This window comes from Flavonifractor plautii ATCC 29863 (assembly GCF_000239295.1).
GTDB classification, from domain to species: Bacteria; Bacillota; Clostridia; order Oscillospirales; family Oscillospiraceae; genus Flavonifractor; species Flavonifractor plautii.
Genome location: NZ_JH417850.1, coordinates 8980 through 14293 on the forward strand (window position 1 = coordinate 8980; position 5314 = coordinate 14293).

Annotated in this window: 7 protein-coding genes; 2 read left to right on the forward strand and 5 right to left on the reverse strand. The window is 64.1% G+C overall.

The features are described from left to right. From efp to HMPREF0372_RS17485, 4 genes are all read right to left on the reverse strand, one after another. Positions 1 to 564 (reverse strand): elongation factor P (efp, locus tag HMPREF0372_RS17465; protein ID WP_007495440.1); only part of this gene is annotated, 564 nt, incomplete at its 3' end. A gap of 81 nt (positions 565 to 645) precedes the next feature. Further along, complete coding sequence (locus HMPREF0372_RS17470) at positions 646 to 1710, reverse strand: M24 family metallopeptidase (protein ID WP_007495442.1); 1065 nt, start codon at positions 1708 to 1710, stop codon at positions 646 to 648. 297 nt (positions 1711 to 2007) lie between these two features. Continuing rightward, positions 2008 to 2856, reverse strand: a complete 849-nt coding sequence (locus HMPREF0372_RS17480; protein WP_007495446.1) for a TIM barrel protein — start codon at positions 2854 to 2856, stop codon at positions 2008 to 2010. Next, positions 2853 to 3362, reverse strand: a complete 510-nt coding sequence (locus HMPREF0372_RS17485; RefSeq protein ID WP_007495448.1) for a YqeG family HAD IIIA-type phosphatase — start codon at positions 3360 to 3362, stop codon at positions 2853 to 2855. The genes HMPREF0372_RS17480 and HMPREF0372_RS17485 overlap by 4 nt, the downstream gene beginning before the upstream one ends. An 87-nt stretch (positions 3363 to 3449) precedes the next feature. Here HMPREF0372_RS17485 and HMPREF0372_RS17490 point away from each other — a divergent pair, with 87 nt between their 5' ends. Both HMPREF0372_RS17490 and HMPREF0372_RS17495 read left to right on the forward strand, forming a co-directional pair. Then, positions 3450 to 4226, forward strand: a complete 777-nt coding sequence (locus HMPREF0372_RS17490; RefSeq protein ID WP_007495450.1) for a glycoside hydrolase family 18 protein — start codon at positions 3450 to 3452, stop codon at positions 4224 to 4226. A gap of 64 nt (positions 4227 to 4290) precedes the next feature. Further along, on the forward strand, positions 4291 to 4908 hold the full coding sequence (locus HMPREF0372_RS17495; protein WP_007495452.1) for a nucleotidyltransferase domain-containing protein: 618 nt from the start codon (positions 4291 to 4293) through the stop codon (positions 4906 to 4908). Positions 4909 to 4970: 62 nt separating this feature from the next. On the opposite strand, the gene rpsU is transcribed toward HMPREF0372_RS17495, so the two are convergent. Continuing rightward, positions 4971 to 5153: a 30S ribosomal protein S21 gene (rpsU, locus tag HMPREF0372_RS17500; RefSeq protein WP_009259223.1), complete on the reverse strand. Its 183-nt coding sequence runs from the start codon at positions 5151 to 5153 to the stop codon at positions 4971 to 4973. Positions 5154 to 5314 lie beyond the last annotated feature (161 nt).

Below are 5314 nucleotides of genomic sequence, written 5' to 3' on the forward strand. Positions count from 1 at the left end.
CTTGCAGCGCTCCAGATACTCGCCGGTGCGGGTGTCGATCTTGATCTTGTCGCCGGGGTTGATGAACAGGGGCACCTTGATCTCAGTGCCGGTCTCCAGGGTGGCGGGCTTAGTCACGTTGGTGGCCGTGTCGCCGCGGAAGCCGGGATCGGTCTCGGTGATCTCCAGCTCCACAAAAGTGGGGGGCTCCACCGCAAAGATCTTGCCCTTATAGGAGTTGATCTTGCAGACCATGTTCTCCTTCACAAAGCGGAAGTTGTCGCCCAGCAGCTCGGCGCCGATGGGTACCAGATCGTAGGTCTCGGGGTCCATGAAGTAGTACAGATCGCCGTCGTTGTAGCTGTACTCCATGTCCTTGCGCTCCACATAGGCCTGCTCGAACTTGGCGGTGGGGTTGAAGGAGGTCTCGGTCACACCGCCGGTGATGACGTTCTTCATCTTGGTGCGCACAAAGGCCGCGCCCTTGCCGGGCTTCACGTGCTGGAACTCCACCACCTGCATCACCTGACCGTCCATCTCGAAGGTCACGCCGTTGCGGAAATCACTGGCAGTAATCGTAGGCATTGGTATTCATCCTCCAAAATAAGGTTTCTCAAAATTCAGCTACGCTATTTTACCCCATTCTTCCCTTATTTGCAAGGGTTTTTACAGAATAATCAGCTCTTTGGGGGATTTGGTGAGGACCATACAGCCGTCAGCGGTCAAAACCGTCACGTCCTCAATGCGGACGCCGAATTTCCCGGGCAGGTAGATACCCGGCTCGGCGGACACCACGGCGCCCACAGGCAGCAAAGTCTCCTCCCGAGTGTTCGCGTTGGGGGACTCGTGGATCTCGATGCCCAGGCTGTGGCCGTAGCCGTGGCCGAAATACTCCCCGTAGCCCGCGTCCTCGATGACCTTGCGGGCGGCGGCGTCGATGCTCTTACCGGGCACGCCGGCCTTTGTCACGGCGATGCCCGCCAGTTGGGCCTCCAGCACGGTCTGATAGACCTTCTGCATCTCCCCGGTGGGCTCGCCCAGGACCACGGTGCGGGTCATGTCGGAGCAGTATCCGCCGTACTTGCAGCCGAAATCCATAGTGATGAACTCGCCCTGCTGCACCTGCTTGGCGCTGGGGATGCCGTGGGGCAGGCTGCCGTTGGGGCCGGAAACCACGATGGGGTCGAAGCTCATCTTCTCCGCACCGAAGCGGAGCATATCGTACTGGAGCTTGGCCGCGATCTCCTGCTCGGTCATGCCGGGCTGGATAAACTTCAGGATCTCGGAAAAGGCGCGGTCGGTGATCTCCTGGGCCTTTGTCATCAGGGCGATCTCCCCGTCGTCCTTGGCCGCCCGCAGGGCGTCCACCAGCTTCTGGGCGGGCACCAGCTCGGCGGTGAGGCCCTCCTTCCAGAGGTTATAGTCCGCCACCGACAGATAGCCCTCCTCAAAGCCCAGCTTCCGGATGCGGCAGCGGTCGACGACCTCCTGCACCATAGCCCGGTAGTTGCGGCTGCGGCCGGTCATGGCGATCTCCGCGCCGGTGATGAGGTGATTGGCAGCCTCAATGTAGCGGGAGTCGGTGAAGTAAAAGCACCCCTGCGCCGTCACCACCACATTGCCCTCTCCGTGGAAGCCCACGGCATAGTATTCCCCGGGCTCACTGTTAAGCAGCATGGCATCGAGGCCATATTCCGGCAGCCTGGCCGCAATCTGTTTCAGATGATTCATGGTAAAACCTTCCCTTCTATTACATGCAATCTGTATAGTTCTCTCAATTAAATGGCGGATACCCGCACCGCCCGCCGTCAGCCGCAGGCGGCCTGGTACAGCCGCTTCATGGTCAGCGCGTCCTCCGCCTGGGTGCCTGCGCTTGCCCCAGCGGGCCAAGGCCCGCCGGGGGCCCCGGCCCCTTCATCTGCCCGGGCGAACTGAATTCGCCCGGCATCAAGGTTTTCCCTTCGGGAAAACGCTTGTACGGCGCAAAGCGCCGCCCCGCTCCGGCCCCTGCGAAAGCGCCCCATCCCCTCACTTCTGACATGCCTGATACAGCTTTTTCATAGTCAGCGCGTCCTCTGCCTGGGTGCCTGCGCTTTCGCAGATGAAGGTGGGACTCCAGCCCCGGCGGGCCACCTCCGCCATGAGGGGGGCGGGGTCGGGCCCGAAGTCGTCCTGGGCGAAGGTCAGGTGCATCTTCTCGCCCCCGTTGGGGGTAAACTGAATCTTGGAGAAGTGGCTGTGGAAGGCGCCGGCCCGCACCTCCCCCAGCACCTCCCGGATGCGGTCCAGCATGGACGCGCAGGCCGCAGTCCCCTCCAGCTCCCCCAGGGAGCGGGCGTAAAGGTGACCGAAGTCCACGCAGGGTACCAGCCGCTCGTCCAGGGTACACAGCTCCAGCACCTCGTCCAGATCCCCCAGTTGGTTGATCTTGCCCATGGTCTCGGGGCACAGGGCGATGTGTCCATAGCCGGCGTCGTCGCAGGCGGCTATCACCGCTTTCAGGGAGCGCAGGGCGATGTCCAGGGCCTCCCGCCGCGTACGCTTCATCAGCGCGCCGGAGTGGATGACCACCCGGCCCGCCCCCATCCAGTCCGCCGCCTGACAAGCCGCGGTGATGTAACCGATGGTCTTTTGCAGGCTCTCGGGGTCGGGGTTTGCCAGGTTGATGAAGTAGGGGGCGTGGAGGGACAGGCGGATGCCCGCCGCCACCGCCGCCGCGCCGATGTTCCTGGCGGTCTCCTCCCGGACATTGACCCCCTTGCCGCACTGGTACTCATAGCAGTCCAGTCCCAGCTCCGCCAGCCAGCGGGGGGCGTCTGCCGAGGATTTATATGGAAAGGACTCGGCGTTGCCCGCCGGGCCGAAGATTGCGCTCATAACGGTTTTGTCCTCCTTTTGCTCCACATGCGGAAGGGCCACTCCGCTCCGTAGCGCAGGTAGCGCCCCGGATTGCCCGCCAGGCGGATAGGCTCCACCAGCAGAGTGAACACCCCGGCGTTCCGCCCGCCCAGAATGTCGGTAAAGAGCTGATCCCCCACGATGGCAGTCTGCTCCGGCGTGCAGCCCATCTGCTCCATGGCCCGCCGGAAGCCCCCCGGCTTCGGCTTGCCCGCGTGGCCCAGGAAGGGCACGCCCAGCGCCTGGGAAAACCGGCGGGGCCGCTCCGGGTGCCGGTTGTTGGAGAGCACAAAGAGGGTGATCCCCTGCTCTCCCAGGGCCGCCGCCCAGTCCCTCACCGCCTGTGTGGGCTCCGGTTCCCCATAGGGCGCCAGGGTATTGTCCAGATCGGCCAGCAGGAGGCGGATGCCCCGCCGGGCCAGGGCGGCGGGCTCGATGTCGAAAATGCTCCGGCCCGCCCAGTGGGCCAGGATGGGAAGCGCCATGGTTTCACCTCTTCTATTCTCCGTCTTGTCCGCATATAAGTGATTATACCACGTTTTTCAGAACTTGGACAAGGGGGTACCTAAGATATGCAAACCAGCATGAAGCTTCTTCTCACCGCGCCGCCCGACCAGTGCCGGGCCGCCCTGCGCTTCGGCCTCCCAGTGGCCCACGTGGCCTACCGGGTGGGGGGCGGGCCCCACCTGTTCCGGGCCAGCATCCCGGTATCGGTGCGGGGCGGCCTGATGGTCATTGACAACACCGGCTTCGACGGCCGCGGCGAGGCCGGGCCCTTCTGCCAGGAGGTGCTGCGGGAGTGCATGGCCCGAGGGTATGACGGTATTCTCTGCGATTTTGAGGGCCATCCCCTCCAGGTGCTGGCCCAGGCGGTGCGCACGCTGGGCGAGCTGACCAAAAAGCGGGGCTGGCCCCTCTACGTGACCGAGGCCTACGCCCCCTTCTCCGACTCCGCCATCGCCCTCATCCCCTCCGCCCTGTCCGGCGGCTCCCTCCAGCAGCGCCTTCAGGAGGCGGTGGAGCGCTTCGGCGCGGCCCGGGTGGCCCTGGCGGTGGAGCGGGTGGCGGAGGACTTCTTTCTCCCCTCCCCCACCGGCCAGGGGATGCCCCTCACCCGGGAGGAGCTGCGCCAGCGGCTGGAGGAACGGGCTCCGTCGGTGTTCTTCTCCAGCGAGCTGTGCGCCCACTACTTTACCTACATGTCCCGGCAGAACGGGGCCCACTTCGTCCTGTTCGACGACGCAGGCTCCATCCGCAAGAAGCTCCAGGTGGCCCGCAATCTGGGTATCTCCAGCGCCGTGCTGGCCTATCCCCAGGTGGATGATCTCCTCCCCGAGCTGTTGAAGTAACCCTTGTCCGTCGGGGCGTTTTCTGCTATACTGTCCTTCCAAAATAAAAAAGGAGGACAGAGCAATGGATTGGAGACCGTGGATGGACGCCTTTCTCCCGCCGCTGTTGGAGGCCCTGCCCGGCCGGGTGGCCTTTGTTGGCATCCAGGGCAGCTTCGGCCGGGGGGAGGCCGGGCCGGAGAGCGACGTGGATCTGGTGGTGGTGCTGGACGCGCTGGGGGCGGCGGAGCTGGCCGTCTGCCGGGGTGTGCTGGAGAAGATGCCCTTCGCTGACCGGGCCTGCGGCTTCTTCTGCGACCGGGCGGCCCTGGCTGCCTGGCCCGCCTTCGACGCCCTCCAGCTCAGGCTGGACACCCTCCCGGTCTACGGCTCTCTGGAGGAACTGCTGCCCCCCATGGGGAAGGAGACGCTGGACGAGGCCGTTCGGGCGGCGGCCTCCGCCCTCTACCATGCCGCCTGCCACACCGCCCTCTTTGACGCCCAGCCGGAGGCGGCCCTCCCCGCCCTCCAAAAGGCGGCCTTCTTTGCCCTTCGGCTGGCCCACTGCCGGAGGAGCGGCCAATATACGGCCGCCCGGCAGGCCCTGCTCCCCAAGCTGGAGCCGGAGGAGCGGGCCCTGCTGGGGAAGGATTGCACCCTGCCCGCCCTCATGGCGTGGGCCAGGGGAGAGATGGAATCCTGACACAAGCCCTTCCCGGGATGCAACAAACCCCCGCGCCGAATCGGCGCGGGGGTTTGTGATTCTTAGTAATACTTCTTGCGGTTCTTGCGGGCGGCCTCAGACTTCTTGCGGCGCTTGACGCTCGGGCTCTCGTAGTGCTCACGCTTGCGAACCTCGGCCAGAACGCCCGACTTGGCGCAACTGCGCTTAAAGCGCTTGAGTGCGTTCTCCAAGGACTCGCCGTCCTTCACATGGACTTCCGACATTGACTTCCCCTCCCTCCGAAGCGGCGGGATTCCACCGCCAAAGGGCCACATAGATATGGCTTTAACAGAACCATTGTATTCGATCCTTTTGCAGTTGTCAAGAGCGGATTTTGATTTCCAGCATTCTGTTTTGTAGGACTACAATACATATTGGACATCTG